Source organism: Pseudomonas sp. FeN3W, assembly GCA_030263805.2.
Classification (GTDB): domain Bacteria; phylum Pseudomonadota; class Gammaproteobacteria; order Pseudomonadales; family Pseudomonadaceae; genus Stutzerimonas; species Stutzerimonas stutzeri_G.
This window is the reverse complement of record CP136010.1, coordinates 4,369,422-4,391,410: the sequence shown is the minus strand read 5'-3', so window position 1 is coordinate 4,391,410 and position 21,989 is coordinate 4,369,422. Positions and strand designations below refer to the sequence as shown.

Annotated in this window: 17 protein-coding genes; 12 read left to right on the top strand and 5 right to left on the bottom strand. The window is 63.1% G+C overall.

Features of this window, described 5'->3' with window-relative positions:
* Positions 1–86: 86 nt before the first annotated feature.
* Complete coding sequence (locus tag P5704_020655; protein WOF78393.1) at positions 87–1,352, top strand: DUF445 domain-containing protein; 1,266 nt, start codon at positions 87–89, stop codon at positions 1,350–1,352.
* Positions 1,353–1,359: 7 nt separating this feature from the next.
* On the opposite strand, the gene P5704_020650 is transcribed toward P5704_020655, so the two are convergent.
* The 4 genes from P5704_020650 to P5704_020635 all read right to left on the bottom strand — a co-directional run bounded on the left by P5704_020650 (position 1,360) and on the right by P5704_020635 (position 4,287).
* Positions 1,360–2,004, bottom strand: a complete 645-nt coding sequence (locus tag P5704_020650; protein WOF78392.1) for an ATP-binding cassette domain-containing protein — start codon at positions 2,002–2,004, stop codon at positions 1,360–1,362.
* Positions 1,997–2,758 (bottom strand): ABC transporter permease, encoded by a 762-nt coding sequence (locus P5704_020645; protein WOF78391.1) that lies wholly within the window; start codon positions 2,756–2,758, stop codon positions 1,997–1,999. Before P5704_020645 ends, P5704_020650 begins: the two co-directional genes overlap by 8 nt.
* Positions 2,755–3,732 carry an ABC transporter substrate-binding protein gene (locus tag P5704_020640; GenBank protein WOF78390.1) on the bottom strand — a complete coding sequence of 326 codons (978 nt, stop codon included), beginning with the start codon at positions 3,730–3,732 and terminating at the stop codon, positions 2,755–2,757. Before P5704_020640 ends, P5704_020645 begins: the two co-directional genes overlap by 4 nt.
* Positions 3,733–3,843: 111 nt before the next feature.
* Positions 3,844–4,287, bottom strand: a complete 444-nt coding sequence (locus tag P5704_020635; GenBank protein WOF78389.1) for an HIT family protein — start codon at positions 4,285–4,287, stop codon at positions 3,844–3,846.
* Positions 4,288–4,423: 136 nt separating this feature from the next.
* On the opposite strand from P5704_020635, the gene P5704_020630 reads away from it, so the two are divergent.
* The 7 genes from P5704_020630 to P5704_020600 all read left to right on the top strand — a co-directional run bounded on the left by P5704_020630 (position 4,424) and on the right by P5704_020600 (position 10,145).
* Positions 4,424–5,674 (top strand): M20/M25/M40 family metallo-hydrolase, encoded by a 1,251-nt coding sequence (locus tag P5704_020630; GenBank protein WOF78388.1) that lies wholly within the window; start codon positions 4,424–4,426, stop codon positions 5,672–5,674.
* Positions 5,675–5,748: 74 nt separating this feature from the next.
* Positions 5,749–6,441 (top strand): MOSC domain-containing protein, encoded by a 693-nt coding sequence (locus P5704_020625; GenBank protein WOF78387.1) that lies wholly within the window; start codon positions 5,749–5,751, stop codon positions 6,439–6,441.
* A gap of 116 nt (positions 6,442–6,557) precedes the next feature.
* Positions 6,558–7,112, top strand: coding sequence for a hypothetical protein (locus tag P5704_020620; protein ID WOF78386.1), 555 nt, complete (start codon positions 6,558–6,560; stop codon positions 7,110–7,112).
* A 25-nt stretch (positions 7,113–7,137) separates the two neighbouring features.
* Complete coding sequence (locus P5704_020615; GenBank protein ID WOF81293.1) at positions 7,138–7,863, top strand: CPBP family intramembrane glutamic endopeptidase; 726 nt, start codon at positions 7,138–7,140, stop codon at positions 7,861–7,863.
* 120 nt (positions 7,864–7,983) lie between these two features.
* On the top strand, positions 7,984–8,403 hold the full coding sequence (locus P5704_020610; protein ID WOF78385.1) for a YciI family protein: 420 nt from the start codon (positions 7,984–7,986) through the stop codon (positions 8,401–8,403).
* Between the two features lie 16 nt (positions 8,404–8,419).
* A complete protein-coding gene (locus tag P5704_020605) occupies positions 8,420–8,839 on the top strand; it encodes a VOC family protein (protein WOF78384.1) in 420 nt (139 codons plus the stop codon).
* Positions 8,840–8,981: 142 nt separating this feature from the next.
* Positions 8,982–10,145, top strand: coding sequence for a heparan-alpha-glucosaminide N-acetyltransferase domain-containing protein (locus P5704_020600; protein WOF78383.1), 1,164 nt, complete (start codon positions 8,982–8,984; stop codon positions 10,143–10,145).
* 103 nt (positions 10,146–10,248) lie between these two features.
* Here the strand turns inward: P5704_020600 and P5704_020595 are convergent, their stop codons facing one another.
* Positions 10,249–11,562, bottom strand: a complete 1,314-nt coding sequence (locus tag P5704_020595) for a citrate:proton symporter (GenBank protein WOF78382.1) — start codon at positions 11,560–11,562, stop codon at positions 10,249–10,251.
* A 196-nt stretch (positions 11,563–11,758) separates the two neighbouring features.
* On the opposite strand from P5704_020595, the gene P5704_020590 reads away from it, so the two are divergent.
* The 4 genes from P5704_020590 (at position 11,759) to P5704_020575 (ending at position 21,883) form a co-directional block, all read left to right on the top strand.
* Positions 11,759–12,733 carry a ribonuclease Z gene (locus P5704_020590; protein WOF78381.1) on the top strand — a complete coding sequence of 325 codons (975 nt, stop codon included), beginning with the start codon at positions 11,759–11,761 and terminating at the stop codon, positions 12,731–12,733.
* A 117-nt stretch (positions 12,734–12,850) separates the two neighbouring features.
* Positions 12,851–13,738, top strand: coding sequence for a YghX family hydrolase (yghX, locus tag P5704_020585; protein ID WOF78380.1), 888 nt, complete (start codon positions 12,851–12,853; stop codon positions 13,736–13,738).
* 202 nt (positions 13,739–13,940) lie between these two features.
* Positions 13,941–14,756 (top strand): alpha/beta hydrolase, encoded by an 816-nt coding sequence (locus tag P5704_020580; protein ID WOF78379.1) that lies wholly within the window; start codon positions 13,941–13,943, stop codon positions 14,754–14,756.
* Positions 14,757–15,181: 425 nt separating this feature from the next.
* Positions 15,182–21,883: a DUF3320 domain-containing protein gene (locus tag P5704_020575; GenBank protein ID WOF78378.1), complete on the top strand. Its 6,702-nt coding sequence runs from the start codon at positions 15,182–15,184 to the stop codon at positions 21,881–21,883.
* The last annotated feature ends 106 nt before the right edge of the window (positions 21,884–21,989 follow it).

Below are 21,989 nucleotides of genomic sequence, written 5' to 3'. Positions count from 1 at the left end.
GCTTTTGCTGCAAGCGCCGACCTCATCGCCCCGCTTTGCTGTCTACCGGCTGGAACCTCCATCCGCCCTACACGACGAGGACCTGCATGCGTTCCATGATCAGCGCCTGGCAGTCACCGGTTTCGCGCATGAAGCTGGTCGCCGGCCTTCTGTTGCTAATGGCCGCCCTGCTCTACATCGTCGCGACACGCTTCGAAGCCAGTCATCCGGCCTGGGGTTACGTCGCCTCGTTCGCCGAAGCCGCCATGATCGGCGCGATCGCCGACTGGTTCGCCGTCACCGCTCTGTTCCGCCACCCGCTGGGCCTGCCGATCCCGCATACGGCGATCATCCCGCGCAGCAAGGCGCGCATCGGGCAGAACCTGTCCAGCTTCATCACCACGCATTTCCTCGCCACGCCGCTGGTGCTGGCCAAGCTGCAGGAACTCGACATCGCCTCGCGCCTGGCCGATTGGCTGCGCCATCCGAGCAATGCCGAGGCGGTCGGCCGCCGACTCACCGGCGTTGCACATTTCGGTATCGCCGCGCTGCATGACGAGCGCGTGCGCGCCTTCGTCGAGGCCAAGGTGACCACGCGGCTGCGCAAGTTCGACCTCTCCGCCCCGCTGGCCCAGGCCTTGCGCGTGCTGACCAGCCAGGGCCGGCATCAGGCGATGCTCGACGAGCTGCTGATCCGCCTCGACTCGATCATGCAGGACGAGGAAACCCGCGCGCTGGTCGCCGACGCCATCAGCCGGGAAATCCGCACTCTGCGCTACCTCGGCCTGAGCCGGCCGGTGAGCGGCTGGTCGGCGAACAAGTTCGTCGACGGCCTGTCGGCGCTGATCGCCGAGATCGCCGCCGACCCCGAGCACCTGATCCGCCAGCGCTTCGACGAGCACGTCAGTGAATACATCGAGCGCCTGGAACAGGACCCACAATACGCCCTGGAGGTCGAGCGCATCCTCGCGCAGCTCTTGGAGCACCCGGCTACCAGCGCCTATTTCGGCAATCTCTGGCAGGAACTCACGGTCTGGCTGGAAAGCGACCTGGCCAGCGACGACTCACGCATCGGCCGACGCATCGTCAGCCTCTGCCGCGGCCTCGGTGACGGCCTGGCCGCTGACGACTCCATGCGCAACTGGATCAACGAGCAGTTGCTGGCCGCTGCGCCCGGCCTGTTGGAACGCTACCGCGGGCAGATCGGCGCCTATATCGCCCAGCGCGTGGAGAGCTGGGAGAGCCGCGAACTGGTCGAGCAGCTGGAACAGAGCGTCGGCAAGGACCTGCAGTACATCCGCATCAACGGCACCCTGGTCGGCGGGCTGGTCGGCCTGGCACTGCATGCGCTGACGCAGCTGGTGGCCGGCTGAATGCCGCTCAGGCGCGGCGCTGGCGCTCGCTCAGTTGGCTGAGGTTGACGGCGCTGCCGAGCGGCTCATCGCAGCGCAAGCTCGCCGGGGCGCCGCTCAGGTACCACAGGCGGTTGGCCAGGTCGTCGGCATCGCGCGGATCGTGGGTCACGCAGATCATCGCCATGGCCGGCTGCCGATCCAGCAGGCGGGCGATCAGCCCGCGCAGCTCGGCGGCGCGCTCGGCATCCAGCGAGGCGAAGGGTTCGTCGAGCAGCAACAGATCCGGCTTGATCGCCAGGCAGCGCGCCAGTGCCGCCCTGCGCGCCATGCCCAGCGAGAGCTGATCCGGCAGGCGGTCAGCCGCGCCACTCAGCCCGACCTCGGCCAGCAGCCGCTCGATATCCGCCGCGCCCGCGCCGACCAGCGCCAGGTTCTGCCGCACCGTGCGCCAGGGCAGCAGGCGATGTTCCTGAAACAGGTAGCCGACGCGCAAGCCGGCGCGCTGCTCGATCATCGGCCGCAGCTGCGGATCGAGCCCGGCGATGCCGTTGAGCAACGTGGTCTTGCCGACACCGGATGGCCCGAGCAGACAGATGCGATCGCCTTCGCGCACCTGCGCATCGATCGCGCCCAGCACGGCGTGACGGCCATCCAGGCGCAGCTCAAGCATGGCGCACACCCGCTTCTCGCCAGGACGATGCACGTCGCTCCAGCGGCTGCAACAGCGCCAGTTCGATCAACTGGACCACGGCGATGAAGGCCAGGCTGTAGGCGAGGATGCTCGCCACGTCGAACACCTGAAAGGCCATGTGCAGCTGAAAGCCGATGCCATCCGAACGCCCGAGCAGCTCGACCACCAGCACGATCTTCCAGATCAGCGCCAGCCCGCCGCGGGTCGCCGCCATCAGGTAGGGAAACAGCTGCGGCAGCCAGACATGCCTGATCCGCTGCCCGCGTGTGAAGCGGTAGACCAGGGCCATCTGTTCCAGCTTGGGATCGATACTGCGGGCGCCCTCGCGCACGGTGACGGCCACGTTCGGCACCTTGTTGATCACCACCGACAGCACCGCCGCGGCTTCCACCAGGCCGAACCAGACGTAGAGCAGGATGATGGTGACCAGCGCCGGCAGGTTGAGGAACAACACCAGCAGCGGATCGAGCACGGCATTGGCCAGCCGCGAGCGGCCCATCCACACGCCGAGCAACGTGCCCAGCACCATCGCCAGCACGAAGGCGAACAGCACGCGGCGCAGAGTTACCAGCAGGTGTTCTGGCAGCTCACCGCTCTGCGTGGCCTGCCAGAAAGTGTCGAAGACGGCGGCCGGAGTGGGCAGCAGCGGCGTCTGCACGACCAGCGCAAGCAGCGTCCAGAGTGCCACCGCGCATGGCAGGGCGATCCAGCAGGCCCAGCGCGAGCCGTTCATGGCGTGCTCTGGAACGACGCGGCCGGCATCAGTTTCGCCGGATCGGCACCGGTGAGGGTCAACAGTCGCTGCAGGTCGGCGATACGCCGCTCATCCAGCGGCTGCGGGATGCCGGCGAGGAAACTGTCGCGCAACGCGGCGAACACGCCATCCTCGTCGGCACGCATCAACGGCCGCAGCGCCTGCCAGTGCGCGGGCTCGCTGGCGAGTTCGTGCTTGGTCTGGCCCAGCGCCGTGGCGAAGCGCCGCAACAGCGCCTCATGCTCGACGGCCCAGGATTCGGGGAACAGATAGCCGAGCACCGGCAGGTCAGGGTCGAGCGCCAGCGCCTGCAACAGATCGGCCAGGCCGAACGCTACCTGCACACCACCCTCGCCACGCATACGCGCGGAGAAATGCCAGAAGGTCAGCAGCGCATCGACCTGACCGCGGCGCAGGGCCTGGCTGAGCAGAGGCGGTGCGGCGTACTGAACGGTCGCCTGTCTGGCCAGATCAATACCGTCCTGGGCCGCGGCATGCTGCAGCAACTGCCAGCCCAGCCCGTCCGGCCCGCCAGCGACGCCGATGCGCTTGCCGCGCAGGTCGGTCAGCGTGCGGATGGCGCTGCTTTCGGGCACCAGCACTTCGCCGATCTGCGAGGAAAAGGGTACGTAGCGATAGGCCGTGCCGGCCTGGTAACGCGCCTGCGCCCAGAGCAGGTCGCTCACCGCGCCGTCGACGCTGCCACTGGTCAATGCCAGGCGCGAAGCCGGCACATCGGCCACCAGCCGCACCTTCAGCTCGAAGCCGTTGGCACGGTCCAGTCCTCGACGCTTGAGGTGCTCGAGCTCCCAGTGTGGCGTGCCGAACTGCAGCACGCTGAGGGTCAGCACCGGCAGCTCCTGCGACTGCGCCCACAGGGGCAGCAGCACAAGCGCCAGCAGCGCACGGCGAGCGCGCAGAACGAACCGGGTGAGGAAGGGCAATGAAGACATCATGCCCGCAGGGTACGAAGCCCCCTGCCGGCCACGAATTGTACTTTGGTGCCTGTTGGTTGCTGCGATGGTCGCAGCGGGCTTGACCCCGCCACGACATCGCCGCCTGGCTCAGCCCTGCGCGGCGATACGCTGCAGCAAGCGCGCCTGGAGCTGTTCCAGATCGGCCGGATCGGCCTTGCCGGCGGCATGAATGCCAAGCCCCTCGCCCGAGTAGCGCGGCACGATATGCACGTGGATGTGGAACACCGTCTGCCCCGCCGGCGCGCCATTGAACTGCGCGACCTGCACGCCATCGGGCTGCAGTTCGTCGACGATCACGCGGGTGAGCTTCTGCACTACGCCCATGACCTTGGCCAGCGCTTCGCTATCCACATCGAGGATGTTGCAGGCCGCCGAGCGCTTGGGAATCACCAGCGTGTGGCCGAAGGACTGCGGGAACAGGTCGAGGAAGGCCAGGACGTCGTCGTCCTCGTAGAGTTTGTAGCAGGGCGCATCGCCACGAATGATCTGGGCGAAGATGTTCTGCGGGTCATAGGGCGTGGTCAGGGACACCTGGAGTTCTCCGGCAAGTGGAAAAGGCAGACATTAGCATTCTCCGCGCGGCTGCGACCTGTGCAGCGATGCTTCGGAACGTTGCGGGCTTGGCGGCGCTCTCAAGCTCATCACCCCGCGATCCGAGGTTATTCCGATGCACGTACGCGTTGTCGCCCCGATTGCCGCTGCAGTCGCGCTCTGCCTGTCTTCACTGTCTGTCATGGCCGCCGAGCTCAAGCCCGCCGAACTGCTCGAACAGGCCAGGGCCGAACAGAGCGCCTATCTCGAAACCGTGAAAAAGCTGGTGGCGGTGGACACTGGCACCGGCCAGGCGAAGGGTCTGGCCACGGTCAGCCAGATGCTGGTCGAACGCCTGCAGGCGCTGGGTGCCGAGGTCAGCACCAGCGCGGCGACGCCGTCGGCCGGCGACAACATCGTCGGCACCCTCAAGGGCACTGGCGGCAAGGACTTCCTGCTGATGGTGCATTACGACACGGTGTTCGCCGAAGGCACCGCCGCAGAACGCCCGTTCCGCATGGACGAGCGGCGCGCCTACGGCCCCGGCGTGGCCGATGCCAAGGGCGGCGTAGCGATGATTCTGCATGCACTGGAACTGCTCAAGGCGCAGCGGTTCGACGACTACGGCACCATTACCGTGCTGTTCAACCCGGATGAGGAAATGGGCTCGGCCGGCTCGAAGAAGATCATCGCCGAACTGGCCCGCAAGCATGACTACGTCTTCTCCTACGAGCCGCCGGATCGCGATGCGGTGACCACCGCCACCAATGGCATCAACGCGGTGATGCTGGAGGTGAAGGGCAAATCCTCCCACGCCGGCTCCGCCCCGGAGGACGGTCGTAACGCGGTGCTGGAACTGGCGCACCAGCTGGTGCAACTCAAGGACCTGGGCGATCCGGACAAGGGCACCACGGTGAACTGGACCATGATCGCCGGCGGCGAGAAGCGCAACATCATCCCGAACAAGGCCACCGCCGAAGCGGACATGCGCTACTCCGACATCAGCGAGACCGACCGCGTGCTCGCCGATGCGCAGAAGATCATCGAGAACAGGCTGATCGACGACACCCGCGTCGAGCTGCGCATCGACAAGGGTCGCCCACCGCTGGCGAAGAATCCGGCATCGGAGCGCCTGGTCGCGACGGCGCAGCGCCTGTATGGCGAAATCGACCAGCGTATCGAGCCGATCGCCATGCGTTTCGGCACCGACGCCGGCTACGCCTACGTGCCGGGCAGCGACAAGCCGGCCGTGCTGGAAACCATGGGCGTGGTCGGCGCCGGGCTGCACGCGGAAGACGAGTACATCGAGCTGTCGAGCATCGCGCCGCGGCTGTATCTCACCACGGCGATGATCCGTGCGTTGTCCACCGAGCCAGCGCCTGATTGATCGACGCGGAACGCACCGTCTTCCCTCCGATGCGGCACAATCGCGCCTTTGCGAGCCGTCATCCGGAGGGAAACATGCAGCTGGCCAGGATCGAACGACTGCTCATCGGCAAGGCCGTAGCCTTTACCCGCCCCGGCAGCCGCAGCGCCATCGCCAAACAGCCGGTTGAAGGCGCCGTGGCGGTCGGGGCCGAGGGGCTGGAGGGCGACGAACAGGGTGATCGCCGCGTTCACGGCGGTCCGTACAAGGCGGTCCACCATTACCCGTTCGAGCACTATCGCAACTGGCGCGAACAGCTCGGCGATTCGCCGCTGCTGCAGCAACCCGGCGCCTTCGGCGAAAACATCAGCACCCGTGGACTCGTCGAGGCCGATCTGTGCCTGGGTGATGTGCTGCGCTGTGGCGATGCGTTGCTGCAGGTCGCCCAGACCCGCCAGCCGTGCTGGAAGCTCAACGATCGGTTCGGCGTCGCGGACATGTCCTTGCGCGTGCAGCAGAGCGGCATGACCGGCTGGTACTACCAGGTGCTGGAGCCCGGCCAGTTGCAGGTCGGACAGGCGCTCGTGCTGGAGCAGCGGCCGTTCCCGCGCTGGTCGCTGACGCGGGTAATGGATGTGCTTTACCGGCGCACGCTCGAACGGGACGCGCTGGTGGAACTGGCCGAACTGCCGCTGGTGCCGAACTGGCGCACCCTGGTCGAGCGACGGCTGCAAGCGAATGCCGTCGAAGACTGGAACAAGCGCCTCTACGGGGCCAGCGACGCCTGAGCCGCAACGCCGTCGTCAGCGCTTCCCGGATGGCCGACCGCCCAGCTGCAAGGCAGTAGGCGAAATGCCACGCTGCGGGTATCTTCGCCACCTCCCATTTCAGGACTGCCCGCTCGATGCTTCGCTTCGTCACCCTCTGCGCACTGGCGCTGTTCGCCTGCTCTGCTCACGCCAAGGTCGAGGTGCTGCCGCTGGAGCATGAAGATCAGGGCCTGGTGCTGGTCGCACGGGTCACCGAACAGATCGCGCCGGGCGACTACGAGGCGCTGCTCAAGGGCATCATGGCCCACCCGGGCAAACACGCGCGCCGGCTGCTGATCCTCGACAACATCGGCGGCAGCGCAGCGGAAGCCATGCGCATGGGCTATCTGCTGCGCGAGACGGGTTTCGACGCCCTGGTACCGGCCACCGCGGTCTGCCAGGGCAGCTGCATCTATCTGCTGGCGGCGGGACGGCAGCGCACCGTGCGCGGCCATGTCGGCCTGCATCGGCCCTACGTCGCCAATGGCGAGTCGGCGCTGTCCATCAGCCAGCGACCACACCGCGCACCACGCATCTATTTCCGGGACATGGGCGTCAATACACGGCTGGTGGACGACATGCAGCTGATCGAACCGTGGCGCATGCGCGTGCTCACGCCAAAGGAGCTCGCGCGTTATCGGCTGCAATAGTGTGATTCGCCGGCTGCGCTACTGCATGCCGGTCGTCGCGCTATCACTCGGCCTGATCCTCGGCATGCTCGAGCCGATCGGCGCGCTGGCTGTGCTGCTATTCGCTGGCTGGCTTGTCGCCCAGCCGCGTATCCCCAACCCGCTGTGGCTGCTCGGCACGCTGCTTGGCGCGCTGTTGCTCGCCGCGCATCTGCTACCCGGCTTCAGCTCGCTGCCGCTCGGCGCGCCGCAGGATCTGGGCGGTGCCTCGCCCTGGCAATTGCGCATCAGCCCGGACAAGGCGATGGTCGCGGCACTGCTGCTGGCCTGGTGGCTGGGCCAGCCACGAACCGATTGGCGCTCGATCAGGCTCACCCTGCTTGCGTCGGCCGCCTGCCTGATTCTCGTCCCGCTGCTGGCGCTGGCCTCTGGCGTGCTGGGCTGGCAACCGAAATGGCCGGCGCTGTTCCTGCCCTGGCTGCTGATCAACCTGGGCATCACCTGCCTGGCCGAAGAGCTGATCTTTCGCGGCCTGCTGCAGCGTGCATTGGTCGGCCGCTTCGGTGCGGTCGTCGGCATCGGTCTGGCGAGCGCCCTGTTCGGCGCCGCGCACCTGCCGGCCGGCTTCGGTTTCGCCGGGCTCGCCACGCTGGCCGGTCTGGGCTACGGCCTGGCCTTCCATTACTCCGCTGGCCGCCTGTGGGTCGCGGTACTGCTGCACGGTGCGGTCAACAGCCTGCATCTGCTTCTGCTGACCTATCCGCTGCCCTGAGCAAAGAAGTTCTCAAAGACCTGTCGATTCCTACCGCGCCCGTTCGACCAATGATCGGAGTCGGCGGAAATTGCCGTATGCCCGTCTAGGCTCTTTCCATTCCACTGAAGGAGTCCACCGATGCGTTTCATGGTGATGATCAAGGCCACCCCACAAACCGAAGCCGGCGAGATGCCCAGCGAGGACGTTCTCACGGCGATGGGCCGCTACAACGAAGACCTGGCCAATGCCGGCGTGCTGCTCGGCGGCGAAGGCCTGCAGCCCAGTCGCAAGGGCGCGCGGGTCCGTTTCAACGGCGGCCAGTGCAGCGTCACCGATGGCCCGTTCGCCGAAACCCACGAGCTGATCGCCGGCTACTGGCTGTTCCAGACCGCCTCGTTGCAGGAGGCCGTCGACTGGGTCAAGCGTTGCCCGCAGTCGGCCATCGGCGCTACGGAAATCGAGATTCGCCAGATATTCGAAGCGAAAGACTTCGGCGCCGAGTTCACCCCCGAACTGCGCGAGCAGGAAGACCGCCTGCGCGCGCAACTCAATCAATGACCGCAAGGAGCAAGCAATGAAGATCACCACCTACCTCACTCTCGACGGCACCACCCGCGAAGCGTTCACCTTCTACAAGGATGTGCTGGGCGGCACGCTGGACATGATGACCTTTGCCCAGGCGCCGGATGCCGAGCAGTTTCCCGCCGAGTACCGCGAGCGGATCATGCACGCCTGCCTGAACCTCGGCGATGGTGTGCTGATGGCCTCCGACTCCTTGCCCAACACCTGTGGCGGTGGGCCGTACGAAGGCATCAAGGGTTGCTCGGTTTCCCTGCATCCGACCAGCGTGGACGAAAGCGAAAAGCTGTTCGCCGCACTGGCCGAGGGCGGCACGGTGATCATGCCGCTGGAGAAAACCTTCTGGGCCGAGCGTTTCGGCATGCTCACCGACCGCTTCGGCGTGTCGTGGATGGTTAACTGCGAGCAGGGCTGAAGCATTCAGCCCTTTTACGCCAGGGACTATCGTGGTTGATTCGCATCTGGGGAGGCAGCGACTTTTGTTATAACGTATCGCACCTTTCGGCGGGCGCAACGAGTCTGCGCCTGCATTGCGATCATCCTGCTGTGAGCCGCTCATGCCCTCCCCCGATTTCACTCCGCCAGCCGCGGCGCGTCTGCAATCCATCGACGCGCTGCGCGGCCTGGTGATCCTGTTCATGCTGCTCGACCATGTCCGTGAAACCTTTCTGCTGCATATGCAGGTGCCCGACCCGATGGACGTGGCGGTCACCGAGCCGGCGTTGTTCTTCAGCCGCACCCTGGCACATCTCTGCGCGCCGGTATTCATCTTCCTGACCGGCCTGTCAGCCTTCCTTTATGGCGAAAAGCACCAGGACCGCCGTGCAGTGTCGAGCTTTCTGCTCAAACGCGGGCTGTTCCTGGTGGCGCTCGAATTCACCCTGGTCAACTTCGCCTGGACGTTCCAGTTCCCGCCGCAGGTGATCTATCTGCAAGTGATCTGGGCGATCGGCCTGAGCATGCTGGCGCTCTCGGCGCTGCTTTGGCTTCCGCGCCCTGCGCTGATCGTGCTGGGACTGGTGATCATTGGCGGCCACAACCTGCTCGATCCGCTGCAGTTCTCCGCAGTCTCAGCGTTGCACGTCCCCTGGGCCATCCTGCACGACCGCGGCTGGATCGAGGTTTCGGAAAACCTGCGGCTGCGCACTTCCTATCCGCTGCTGCCGTGGATCGGCGTGATCGCCCTTGGCTACGCTGTCGGGCCCTGGTTCGCCAGGGACGCCGATCCAGAACGACGCCAGAGCTACCTGGGCGGTTGGGCTCAAGGCGCCTTGCTCACCTTCGTTCTGCTGCGGCTGATCAACAGCTACGGCGAGCAGCCCTGGGTCGTCGGCGAGGACGGCCTGCGTACGCTGATGAGCCTGCTCAACGTCACCAAGTACCCGCCGTCGCTACTGTTCCTGTGCCTGACGCTGGGTGGCGGGCTGCTTCTGCTGCGTCACTTCGAACGCCAGCAGGGCCGTGCCTGGCTGCGAACGCTCAGCGTGTTCGGTGCGGCACCGATGTTCTTCTACCTGCTGCACCTGTACGTGCTGAAGCTGCTCTACCTCGCCGCCGTCGCGATCTGGGGGCTGAATCGCGGTACTCATTTCGGCTTCGACGCCGTGTGGCCGCTGTGGCTGTGCACCCTGGTGTTGGCAGTGGTGCTGTTCCCGGCGGTGCGCTGGTTCGCCGATCTCAAGGCACGCCGTCGGGACATCGCCTGGCTCAAGTATCTGTAAACAATGGCCGCTCAGCCCGCGCCTGTTGCCAGCACGGTTGCCGGCTCGGCGCTTTCGAATGATCGTTTTCAAAAGCGCCGAGCCTGCCACGGTCATGCAGGTTTCAGAACAGACCGAGCGCCCAGGCAACGAAGAACAACACCAGGGAAAAGCCCCACATCCACCACAGCGAGTAGCGGATGTGCCGGCCCAGGTCGAGACCGGCCAGCCCGAGAGCAAGCCAGAGCGCTGGCGAGAAGGGGCTGATGAAGGTGCCGATGATGTTGCCAATGGTCATGGCATAAACAACGCTCGCCGGCTCGACACCATGGTTCGCCACCACTTCCAGCGTTACCGGCAGCAGGCCGAAGTAATAGGCATCGGTGCTCAACATCAGCTCCATCGGCAGACCGAACACGCCGAGGATGATGTGCAGATTGGGCACCATCGAGGCTGGCAACACCTGAACCAGATCCTGCGCAATGGACGTCAGCATGCCCGTACCGGTGAAAATACCCAGCATCGAGCCGGCCGCCAGAATGATCATGCCCATACTCAGCGCAGCCGGTGCATGGGCGGCGATGCGTTGCATCTGGGCCTTGCCGCCGGGGTAGTTGACCAGCAACACCAACGACAGCCCGATCATGAAGATGTAGCCGGCCGGCAGCACACCGGCGAACAGCGAGATCAGCACCAGCAGGAACAGACCACCATTGACCCAGAGCCGGCCTGGGCGCTCCAGCGCACGTTCTTCTTCGGTGGGCTCGTGGAGATTGTGGTGGCTTTCGACCAGTACATCGACATCGGCACCACCGACGCCCGATGCGATGCGCCGCTGCTCACGCCAGCCCAGCAACGCCGCCAGCGCCACCAACAGCGCCACGCCGACGCCCTGAATGGCGATCAACGGACGCCACAGCTCGGTGACTTCGATACCCGTGACCGCCGCCGCACGGCCGAGCGGCCCTGCCCAGGGCACCATGTTGAAGATGCCGGCACCGAGGGCCAGCAACAGCAACATCAGGTAAGGGCTCATGCGCAGCTGTCGATAAAGCGGCAGCAAGGCGGGAATCGTCAGCAGAAAGGTAGTCGCACCGGCGCCATCGAGGTGCGCCAACATACCGATCACGGCGGTGGCCACCGTAACAGCGATGACATTGCCGCGAGTCAGCTTCACCATTGTCCCGATAATGGGGCGGAACAACCCGGTATCCTGCAGAACACCAAAGAAAGTGATGGCGAAGACGAACATGGTGGCGATGGAGATCACCTTGCCCAGGCCATCGGCGAAGAACCCGGTAATGGCCTCCAGCCCGAAACCTGCGAGCAAGGCGCCTGCCAGGGGCACCAGGATCAGCGGCAGAATGGGCGCCATGCGCCCGACGAGCAACAACACAACCAGGCTGCAAATGGTCAACAGACCAATCAAGGTCAACACAGCTTATCTCCTCATTATTTTTATCCAGCTGAAACAGCTAAACCCGGAGACTACGAAGCCAAGCTTTCAGCAACCTTTACCCGGCCCCATGAAAACAGGCACAACTGTGAGGGGATATGTCGGGAGAAACGCAACGGCGACCGCGCCGGCAACACTCGACCAATCGTGATCACCTGACTGCAGAAGGAACAGTGGCGTGGATCTGTTATTTCTCGGCACCTCATCCGGCACCCCCACCCGCGCCCGCAACGTGTCCGCCCTCGCCTTGCTGGAGGACACCGGCAAGAGTTGGTACCTGATCGACTGTGGCGAAGGCACCCAGCACCGGCTGCTGCGCACACCACTGTCGCTGCACGACCTGCGTGCCATCTGCATCACCCATGTGCACGGCGACCACTGCTACGGTCTGCCCGGCCTGCTCGCCAGCGCCGGGATGATGGGGCGCAAGGCCGCGCTGACGATCATCGCCCCGCACGGCATCGAAACCTGGGTGCGCGCGACGCTGGAGATGAGCCAGAGCTGGCTGGGCTACGACCTCGAATTCCATGCAGTCGAATCGCTGGGCGAATGGCGCAGCCCGAACATGCGCATCGAGGCCACCGCCCTGTCCCACCGCGTGCCCTGCTACGGCTACAGCTTCACCGAGGCCCGGCCCGATCCGCGCCTGGACATCGACCGCCTCGAACGCGACGGCGTACCCCGCGGGCCACTCTGGGGCCAACTGGCGCGCGGCTTCGATGTCGAGCACGAAGGCCGGATACTGCGCAGCGACGACTACCTGAGCTTCAGCCGTGCGCCGCAACGCATCGTCATCGGCGGTGACAACGATCGGCCCGAACTGCTTGCCGACGCCTGTCGCGGCGCCCAGTTGCTGGTGCACGAGGCGACCTACACCGAAGCGGTGGCCAACGACGCACGCAACGGTTTCGGCCACAGCACTGCGGCATCGGTAGCGCGCTTTGCGCAAACGGTCGGACTGCAGAACCTGGTGCTGACCCACTTCAGCGCGCGCTATCAGAAGAACGCCGGACGTGGTCACTCGATCGACGACCTGCGCGCCGAAGCCAGCGCGCTCTACGCCGGCCAGCTGCTGCTCGCCGAAGACTTCATGCGCCTGCACCTGGGCAAGGACGGCCAACTGACGCCCATCGAGGCAGCTCGCCCGCGCTGAACGCCGTAAAGATCGTCTGCAAACGCGGCATCTCCTGCCCGGCTGACTACACTGGCTGCTGCACCCGCTGTCAGCGCAAACACCCAGCATCGCTTTCGATACTCGACGGAGCCGCCGATGGAACGTCTTACCGCGAAAGACTTCGCCCCCGAACTGCTCGAGCTCTACGACTTCTACGTCCACGGCAAGCTCAGCCGGCGGGAATTCCTCGACCGCGCCGCGGCTTTCACCCTGTGCAGCACGACCGCCGTGGCGGTGCTCGATGCGCTCACGCCCAACTATGCGTTGGCCCAGCAGGTCGCCTTCACCGATCCGGACATCGTCGCCGAATACGTCAACTACCCATCACCCAGCGGCCACGGTGAGGTGCGCGCCTATCTGGTCCGTCCGACCAAGGCCGAGGGCAAGGTGCCAGGCATCGTTGTCGTCCACGAAAATCGCGGCCTCAACCCCTACATCGAAGACGTCGCCCGGCGCGTGGCCAAGGCCGGTTTCATCGCCCTGGCGCCGGACGGGCTGAGTTCGGTCGGTGGCTATCCCGGCAACGACGACAAGGGCCGTGAACTGCAGGCCGCGGTCGACCCGCAAAAGCTGATGAACGACTTCTTCGCCGCCATCGAATGGCTGATGGCCCATGAGGCGACTACCGGGAAGGTCGGCATTACCGGCTTCTGCTATGGCGGTGGCGTGGCCAATGCCGCCGCAGTCGCATACCCGGAACTGGCGGCAGCGGTGCCGTTCTATGGGCGCCAGGCCGATCCGGCGGATGTCGAGAAGATCCAGGCACCGTTGCTGTTCCAGTTCGCCGAACACGACGAGCGCATCAATGAAACCTGGCCCGCCTATGAGGCCGCGCTCAAGGCGGCCGGCAAGCACTACGAGGCCTACATCTACCCCGGCACCCAGCACGGCTTTCACAACGACAGCACCCCGCGCTACGACGAGCAGGCGGCGGAGCTGGCCTGGCAACGCACCATCGCCTGGTTCCAACGTTATCTGAGCTGAGGTGCCCCCTGTGGCGGGCGTGATCGCCATGAATCCAACTGAGCCGACCCAGTCGCCAGACGCTGTGTAGCGCAGCGCGGGTTGCAACTGCCCGCCTCTCCCAATCGCAGCAACCGATAACGGATACATCCATCACCGCATGTTGACGTTTACGTAAAAGACCAGTACTGCTATGCGGTCCGCACCGCTCAGGAACGCCTCCATGACCACTAGCGCAACGCTCGGCAGCGCCCCGACCGATCTCTGGGTACAGAGCACGTTTGGGCAGATGTTCGTCCGCAGCTGGTTCCCCGACGCTGGCACCCTGCGCCCGAACCGAGCACCGATCCTGCTGCTGCACGAGTCGCTCGGCTGCATCGAACAATGGAAGGATTTTCCCGCCGCGCTCGCCAATGCCACCGGCCGCACGGTGGTCGCCTATGATCGGCTGGGCTTCGGTCGCTCCGACCGACTGAATGCCCCGCCCGCGCCGACCTTCGTCGAGGATGAAGCCGCGCATGGCTTCGCCCATGTACTGGAACATCTGGGTATCGAGCGTTTCGTGGTGGTCGGCCACAGCGTCGGCGGCAGCATGGCGGTGCACTGCGCCGCGCAATATCCCGAAGCCTGCCAGGCGATGATCACCATGTCGGCGGTCACCTTCGTCGAAGCACGCACGCTGGAAGGCATCCGCCAAGCCAGAAGCTGGTTCGCCAACCCCGCACAGCGCGAACGCCTGCGCCGCTACCACGACGAGCGTAGCGACTGGGTGCTCAGCGCCTGGATCGACACCTGGCTCGCCCCCGACTTCGCCTCCTGGACCCTCGCCCACACCCTGCCTCAAGTACGCTGCCCGGCACTGGCCATCCATGGCGACAACGACGAATTCGGCTCGGAACGCCACCTGCAACTGATCGCTACACACGCCAGCGGCCATGTCGAACAGGCGCTGCTGCCAGGCGTAGGCCATGTACCGCATCGCGAGCAACCGGATGTGGTACTGGAGCGGATTGGGCGATTTCTGCAGGCGATGGCGTAAGGCGTTGCCTTTCACAGTCCTGGACGAAAAAGAGTATTGGAGGATTGGGGAGGATTGCTTGGATGGTCAGTCCGTTACATGGCTGTGTTGCGGGATGAAGGAGAGTATTGGGGTATCGGCCAGAAGCGGACTAGCTAGTGTGGACCCACTGGGTACACTTCCCGTCCGCTGAGTTCAGTCCATGTCCACCCTTCCCACGAAACAGGTACCATCATGTGGAGTGTTTGTTCTAGCGGCGAAATGCTTGCATAGGGAAACAGCTGGATACCCTACACGCGCTTGACCTGCAGTCGAGCAGCCTACAATCCTCCAGCTAGTTTTTTATTGGACGGGCTCGCCGATAGCGTTGCCGCGGCACGTACCGAAACTAACTTCAGAGGGCTCAGCTTGGCCAACGGCTGACCTTAAGCGCCAGGGAGGCTCAGATGAGCGATGATGTAGTTGAAAGCGGAAGCAACGACCTGCACAGCCATGAGGTAGCTGCCCCAACCTCCGAGTCCTTGACTGTCGAAGACACGTCGCCAATTGAGCCAATCGAGCCCCCGTCAGTCAAAACGGTGAAGATCCAAACCACCATCGTCGCCAAGCTCAACCTCGCCGACTATCAGAATGCTGTTCCGCTTATCCGTGAACTACGCGTCATCAACGAGACCACAACGAAGTACGGCGATCTAGAACTTACGCTGTCCTCCGACCCAACAGTTTTCAAGCCGAAAACCTGGCATATCTCTGAGCTCGGGGCGCAGGTTTTTCGGCAAATTCCAGGGCTCGACCTGGCCGTCGATGGAGGCATGCTTGCCAAACTGACCGAGGCCGAGCACTCGACACTCAACTTCGTCCTGACCTGCAGAGCTGACTCTCCGGAAGAACCCCGCGCAGTCATTGCTCAGACTGAACTCCCGCTGGAAGTATTGCCACGGAATCAGTGGGGAGGCCTGGCCCACCTTCCGGAATTAACGGCCGCGTTCGTGCAGCCCAACGACCTGGCCGTGGAGGCCCTGCTTAAGAAGGCGGCCGAACTGCTGCGCAAGAACGGCAAGAGCGCCGCTCTCGATGGTTATACGAGCGGCTCAGAGCATGCCTGGGAAATCGTTTCCGCAGTCTGGAGTACGGTGGTGTCCATGGGGCTGGACTATGCGCTACCGCCGGCCAGTTTCGAGAGAGACGGGCAGAAAGTGCGAAGCCCCAGCCACTTGGCTGAGCACGGTCTTGCGACCTGCTTCGACACCACCATGCTGTTTTGTGCCCTACTTGAGCAAGCAGGCCTTAATCCTCTGATCATCTTCACGCATGGCCACGCTTTTGCCGGCGTATGGCTGAAGAACGAAGAGTTCACGACAACTGTCGTCGACGATATCGCCGCTCTGCGCAAGCGCATGAAGCTCAACGAACTTGTGCTGTTCGAAACCACTCTCGTAACCCAGCGCCCGTCGGTGGGGTTGCGTTACGCCATCGAGCGTGGGGCGGATCACCTTGCCGAAGGTAAAGAGACTTCGTTCGAAATGGCGTTGGACATTCGTCGAGCACGCTTGCAGCGAATCAAGCCAATGGCCAGCGGCGACGCGCAAGTTCATGGTAGTGGTGCCGCTCAAGAAGAAACCACTCCAGTGTTTACCCCCGAAATCGAAGCGCCCATGGCCTTACCGAGCGATGTCGCGGATACCATGGATATCGCCGGCCTCGACCCTCGGGATCGTCTCGGTCGCTGGCAGCGCAAGCTGCTCGACCTGTCTCTACGAAACAACCTGCTCAACTTCAAAGCCGGAAAAAAAGCGCTCAAGCTGGAGGCACCTAACCCAGGCGCGCTCGAAGATTTGTTAGCCACCGGCAAGCAAATCAAACTGATGACACGACCGGATCTGATGGATGGTGCAGATCCGCGCGACAAGGAGCTTTACGAAGCCCGTGAGCATGAAAACGTTCGGAGGCAACACGCACTGGATGCACTTAAGCGTAATGAGGTATTCATCGCCTTGTCGCAAGCAGAACTCGACAGCCGCTTGATCGAGCTGTACCGGGGAGCCAGGACCAACCTTCAGGAAGGGGGCGCCAACACCCTGTTCCTCGCTCTTGGATTCCTTTCATGGACACGGGAGGATCGGGACAACCAACGCTATCGTGCACCGCTGATCCTGATTCCGGTGACGCTGGAGCGGAAAAGTGCGCGCTCGGGCTTTACGATCATCCTGCATGACGACGAACCACGCTTTAACCCGACCCTGATCGAAATGCTGCGCCAGGACTACGATCTGAACCTTGGCGTTGCCGAGGGTGAGTTGCCGCGAGACGAATCGGGCCTGGACATCGATGCGATCTGGCGCAACGTCGCGCATGCAGTCAAGGACATCAAAGGCTGGGAAGTGAGTGAGGACGTTGTTCTCTCAATGTTTTCCTTCGCCAAATATCTGATGTGGAAGGATCTCACCGAGCGCACCGATGCTCTGCGGGACAACCCAGTGGTACGTCATCTGCTGGATACGCCCCGCGACGCGTATGCCTCAGCCACTAATACCCCCTTCCCTGCCAGCAACAGGCTCGACGCCGAGTACAGTCCGAAGCAGGTTTTCTGCCCCCTACCCTATGACTCGTCACAGCTGTCGGCGGTGCTGGCTGCGTCACAGCAGAAGGACTTCGTCCTGATCGGGCCGCCGGGAACCGGCAAAAGCCAAACCATCGTGAACATGATCGCCCAGTTCATCGCCGAAGATAAACGCGTGCTTTTCGTCTCGGAGAAGATCGCGGCGCTCAATGTGGTGTACCGCCGCCTACGCGAAGTGGGGCTGGGCGAGTTCTGCCTGGAGGTTCACTCCAATAAGGCGAGCAAGACGGATGTGCTGTCGCAACTCAATGCCGCTTGGCAGGCTCGCGGCAACGCGGACGCTGAGACCTGGAAAGTCGAGGCCGAACGCCTTGAGTCGCTGCGCACGGGCCTCAACATCTACGTCGATCGATTGCACCATCGTTACCCAAATGGGCTGAGTATCTACGACGCAATCGGCGCCACCATCGCCGGCCAAGACCTGCCCGTTGTTTCGCTGTCATGGCCCACACCGCTGATGCATGACCGAGAGGCGTTGCATCGCCTGCTGGAAATCACTGATCGCCTGGAAGTGAATGCGCAATCGATTGGGTACCACAAGCTGACCGAACACCCCCTTGGCGCTATTAGCCAGCATGATTGGTCACCAACCTGGCAGCAGCAGGTAATCCTAGCCGCGCGCGAGGTTATCCCAGCAATCAATTCGGTTGCGATGGACGCAGCAAACTTCATTGGGGCGGCTAACCTTCCCAACGCAGAGCTCACTCTTACCGTGCGCGACGGCCTCTCCGCTCTCGCCACCACCCTGCCCCAGGCAGCCGGACAGGATTGGCGATTCGCCCTTAGGCCAGATGCCCGCCTCATTGCACAGCGCTTACAACAAGGTTGTGAGCTGGTTAACTTGCATCGCGAGATCAACGGCAAGCTTCCAGCGCCCTGGTCGCAAACCACGATTACTGCATGCCAGGATGGCTTAGAGCTTCTTGAACAGCACACCCGGCTGACGCAGTCGTTGCCGGAGCCACTCTCCGTTCCGACCATGGTCGTGCTGTCACAGGCACTCAAGCTGTTTGACGAAATCGCAGCACTGCATCAGTGCCTATCGGTTACCTACGGCCCCGGCATTGAAGATCTGGATGTCGCCGCGTTACTTGACGAATGGAACCAGGCCGACCAATCGTTCTGGCCTAAGTCCTGGCTGAGTAAGCGGCGGATCAAGCAGCAACTAAGTCAGGTCATCGACGGAAACTCCGAAGCCAACATCCCCGTCGACCTCCAGAACTTGGCCTCAATCCGAACTGTGCGTCAGCAGATAGAAGGCTTGCGGCTCGATTCCGAAACCGCCGAGTTCTGGCGGGGAGCGAGCTCAGATCCGGCTGTAATCCACCAAGTGAAAACGCTTCAAGTCGCCATTCAAGCAGCCAAGGAGAACCGTGGCTGGGAAGATGTAGGCTTTGAACTGATCAGTCAGGGTGTGGCCGGCCCTGCGCTGAAGGGCACACTTGACGCGATGCGTGAACAACGCGCGCTTGAGCGGAGAATTACGGCCCACGGCGAGTCTCTGAAGTTAGCCGACGCAGGCCTATGGCGGGGTCTCAACACCAGTAAAACCAATCTCGCTGCCGCGATTGCATTTCAGAAAGAACGTCGTGCGATAGCCGAGGAAGGGTGCTTGGAACAGGACCATGACCTGATCGCCAGCGGCAAGTGTGGGCCGGCACTGCAGGCAGAGCACAACTTGCTCGAACATCGGGCAAACAGCGAACGGGGCCTTAAGGAATACGCAGAGCTGCGTGACCTCGCTGCCGGCATCTGGACCGGTTTACACACCAAGACAGACATGGCTTTGGCCGCAGTGAATTTCCAAGGGCACATCGCAACCGCCGTTTCCCAATTAGCACGTACCTCCGACGAAATCACCGCCCTGAAGTCGGCGTTGACGCAGCTACTGGGTGATGGCAACGCCCTCCTCGAACCGCAAGGGCTGGTTAACCAATATGGTCGGCAGTATCTGGATTCCTCGGCAAAGCTCAATAGCAGCTTGGAGCGACTGGCCTCGGCTGGGAAATTCAGTATCGAAGGCGCAGAACGTATTGGCAGCCTTTCCCTAGACGCGCTACGTCAGCAGTGTGAAGGTATCATCCAGGCCGAGCACAGCCTGCATGCTTGGAGCGCATGGTGCAAAGTCCGCGACGAAGCATCCGTGCTGGGGCTCCGACCGCTCATACAAGCCCTTGAAGATGGTCTCCTTGCTCAAGGCACGATCAAGAAAGTGTTCCAAGCGAACTATGCTCGCTGGTGGTTGAATGCGACGGTCGACCAAGAGCCGACTATTCGCAACTTCGTCAGCGTTGAGCATGAACAACGCATCCGAGATTTCCGCGCGCTCGACGAGCAACTTACCGTCCTCACCCGAGATTTGCTGCGAGCTCGTCTGTGTGCAGGACTGCCGACTCCCGACAGCGTCACTCAAGCCTCGGAATGGGGCGTACTGCGCCACGAGATTTCGAAGAAAACTCGGCACAAGCCACTTCGTGAACTGATGTCGACGATTCCATCAGCCCTGGCAAAACTCACGCCATGCATGCTGATGAGCCCACTATCCATTGCACAATACCTTTCGACGACATCGACTGTGTTCGACGTGGTCATTTTCGACGAATCCTCACAAATTCCGGTGTGGGATGCCATCGGCGCCATCGCACGGGGACGCCAAGTGATCATGGTTGGGGACCCGAAGCAGATGCCACCAACCTCCTTCTTCGATCGCGCTGAAACGACGAATGAAGACGATGATATCGAACCGGATCTGGAGAGCATCCTGGACGAGTGCCTGAGTGCAAACCTGCCAACGCTCGATCTAAATTGGCACTACCGCAGCCGGCACGAAAGCCTGATCACTTTCTCCAACCATCGGTACTACAAAGGCAACCTGGTCACCTTCCCGGCACCGGTCACATCAGATCGAGCGGTAAGCCTGAACATCGTTCAAGGCGTCTATGACAGGGGCGGCTCACGCACCAACCTGGGCGAAGCAAAAGCCCTAGTGGCACATCTCGTGGCACGCCTGCGCACCCGCGAGGCGAAGGAGAACAAACTGACCTTCGGCGTCGTTACCTTCAATGGCGAGCAGCAGCGCCTCATTGAAGACCTGCTTGATGCCGAGCGACGCAAGGACCCCTCACTCGAGAGCCACTTCGCCGATACGCAGTTGGAACCGGTCTTCGTTAAGAACCTGGAGAGCGTGCAGGGCGACGAGCGGGACATCATCTACTTCTCCATCACCTATGGCCGGGATGCCGCAGGCCATATGACGATGAGTTTCGGGCCAATGAACCGTCCAGGCGGTGAACGCCGCTTGAACGTTGCGGTTACCCGCGCTCGCCATGAGCTACTCGTGTTCTCCACCATGAGCCCGGACCTCATCGATCTGGCCCGCACCCAGTCCATCGGCGTACGAGACATGAAGCACTTCCTCGAATTCGCCGAGCGCGGTCCGCGGGCAATCATCGAGGCGACTGCAGACAGCCTGGGGAGCTTCGACAGCCCATTCGAGGAACAGGTAGCCAAGGCGTTGGGCCGCAAGGGCTGGCATGTTGCGACGCAGATTGGCGTCTCTGCGTTCCGGATTGACCTCGCCGTGGTTCACCCGGACGCTCCGGGCCGCTACCTCGCGGGCGTTGAATGTGACGGTGCCACCTATCATCGCAGCGCCACGGCCCGGGACCGCGACAAGCTCCGCGAGCAGGTGCTACGTGGCCTCGGCTGGGAGATATTGCGTGTCTGGTCGACCGACTGGTGGATCAACCCCATCGGAACCGCCGAAAAACTCCATGAACGCCTGGAAGCTCTGCTGACTGAAAGCCGTGCCCGCCACGCCAGTGCGCAAGCCGATTTGGCACACCACGCTGAGGTGATAGAAGAGGAAGTCGAGGTCACCAGCGAAGACGCACCACCGATAGAGGAGATCGCCCTACCTGCTGACAGCGTGGCCGACGCCCCTCCGGTCAGCAACCAATATGCGAGGGCATCTACCCCCACTTCTGGTGCAATACGTGAACAGCAGTCGGCGGTGTACCGTAAGGTCGATCCGCTTGCCGCCGTTACGTCCGTCGACCCGGTGGCATTCTTCGAGGAGCATTACAACGACGTCCTGGCCGCCATGATCGCTCACGTCGTGGTCCATGAGGGCCCAGTACTTGACGTTATCCTGGCTCAGCGGATTGCACGGGCACATGGCTGGGTACGCACCGGCAATCGCATTCGGGAACGCGTCAGCCGGCTAGCGGAGAAGTCGCACCGCAAAACGATAGAAGATGTCGGCGACTTCTATTGGCCATCCCATCTCGAAGATGACAGCGCAGTATCGTTCCGAAAGGCTGTCGATAGTGACAGCCTACGCGCCGTGGACGAGATCAGTCAGAAGGAGCTTGAGGCTCTGGCGCGAGAAGCCCTGGCGCGCGGGGAACTGGTCGATAACCTGCTCTATGCCATGGCACGTGCTATAGGGCTGCAGAAAGTCTCTGCACAGAGCAAGCAGCGACTTGAACAGGCCATTGCGAACGTGAACCAGACTGCCACTCTGTAGGGATAGAGACGGCGGAGGTCACTCCGCCGTCTCACTTGCTGGTTGGTGTCCCGGATCTCTGATCTCTTGGACTACGAGGGCCACAGCTCAGTGGGTAGCTCCATGG